The sequence below is a fragment of the Mycobacterium sp. TH-M11 genome (assembly GCF_057473725.1).
Map to the genome: position 1 here is coordinate 1 of NZ_JBYCLD010000404.1, position 2,171 is coordinate 2,171.

1 protein-coding gene is annotated in these 2,171 nt (G+C 67.8%); it reads left to right on the top strand.

Annotated features, from left to right (window positions below; genetic code table 11):
* The coding region (locus tag AC2VOG_RS16030; RefSeq protein WP_486940860.1) for a molybdopterin-dependent oxidoreductase at window positions 1–2,171 on the top strand (2,171 nt) is incomplete at both ends.

Sequence of the window (2,171 nt, forward strand, 5' to 3'; positions counted from 1 at the left end):
CCGCGGTGTGGGACGAGGCGACCGACTCCGCGGCGGTGCCCAACGGCTCACTGGGATTCCGTTACGGCGAGGACGGCATCGGCCGGTGGAACCTGGACCTCGGCGATCTGGTGCCGGCCCTCAGCGTGCACGGCTCGAACACTGATCCCAGCACGGCACTGGTACATCTGCCCAGCTTCGACACGGTCGACGGCGAGGGTAGGGCCGTGGCGCGCGGTATCCCGGTACGGCGCGTCGGAGAGCATCTGGTGTGCACGGTGTTCGACCTGATGCTCGCCCAGTACGGGGTCGCGCGGCCGGGGCTGCCGGGCGACTGGCCCACCGGCTACGACGACGCGGCACAGCAGAACACCCCGGCCTGGCAGGAGCCGATCACCGGCGTCTCGGCCGCACAGGCCATCCGGGTCGCGCGCGAATTCGCCCGCAACGCCGAGGAATCCGGCGGCCGGTCGATGATCATCATGGGCAGTGGAATCAATCAGTGGTTCCACGGCGATGCCACCTACCGCGCGGTGCTGGCGCTGCTGATGCTGACCGGCTCGATGGGACGCAACGGCGGTGGCTGGGCGCACTATGTCGGTCAGGAAAAAGTCCGTCCGCTCACCGGATTCCAGACCATGGCGATGGCCACCGACTGGGTGCGCCCACCGCGACTGATCCCCGGAGCCTCCTACTGGTACGCCCACACCGACCAATGGCGCTACGACAACTACGAAGCCGACAAGCTGGCCAGCCCGGTCGGCCGGGGCCGGTTCGCCGGCAAGCACACCATCGATCTGCTGGCCTCGGCGGCGGCCATGGGCTGGAGCCCGTACTACCCGCAATTCGACCGGTCCAGCCTGGACGTCGCCGACGAGGCCCACGCCGCGGGCCGCGACGTCGCCGAGTACGTCGCCGAGCGGCTCGGTCAACGCGAACTCAAGCTGGCCGTCACCGATCCCGACGACCCGGTCAACTGGCCGCGCGTGCTGACGGTCTGGCGGGCCAACCTGATCGGTTCGTCGGGCAAGGGCGGCGAGTATTTCCTGCGCCATCTGCTGGGCACCGATTCCAACGTGCAGGCCGAGCCCCCCGAGGGCGGGATACGTCCCGTCGACGTGAGGTGCGAGGGAGACATTCCCGAGGGCAAGCTCGACCTGCTGATGTCGATCGACTTTCGGCAGACCTCCACGACGCTGGTCTCGGATGTGGTGCTGCCGGCCGCGACCTGGTATGAGAAGGCCGACATCTCCAGCACCGACATGCACCCGTTCGTGCACGCGTTCAGCGCCGCGACCGATCCGCCCTGGGAAACACGTTCGGACTTCGAGGCTTTCGGTGCGATTGCGCGAACTTTCAGCGCGATGGCCAAACAGCATCTGGGCACCCGCAGCGACGTGGTGCTCAGCGCCCTGGAACACGACACCCCCGACGCGATGGTCTATCCCGACGGCACCGAGAACGACTGGCTGCACACCGGTGCGACGCCGATACCGGGGCGCACCATGCCCAAGCTCACCGTCGTGGAGCGCGACTACACCGCCGTCTACGACAAGTGGCGGACGCTGGGCCCGCTCGTCGACCGATTCGGGCTGACCACCAAGGGTGTCACGGTCCACCCCACCCGTGAGGTCGACGAGCTCGCGGCCAAATTCGGGGTGATGAACTCCGGTGCGGCGCAGGGCCGCCCGGCCGTCACCACCGACGAGCGGATGGCTGACGTCATGCTGCTGCTGTCGGGAACGTGCAACGGCCGGCTCGCGGTCGAGGGCTTCCGCGAACTCGAGAAGCGCACCGGCCAGCGGCTCACCCACCTCGCCGAGGGCAACGAGGACCGCCGCATCACCTATGCCGACACGCAGGCACGTCCGGTCCAGGTGAACACCAGCCCGGAGTGGTCGGGCAGCGAAACGGGCGGTCGGCGCTACGCGCCGTTCACCGTCAACATCGAGAACCTCAAGCCGTTCCACACCCTGACCGGGCGGATGCATTTCTACCTGGCCCACGACTGGATCGAGGAACTCGGCGAACACCTGCCCGTCTTCCGCCCGCCCCTGGACATGGCGCGGTTGTTCGGTCAGTCCGAGCTCGGTCCGACCAAGGACGGGATCGGGCTCACCGTAAGGTATCTGACGCCGCACTCCAAGTGGTCGTTCCACTCCACCTATCAGGACAACCTGTACATGCTCTCG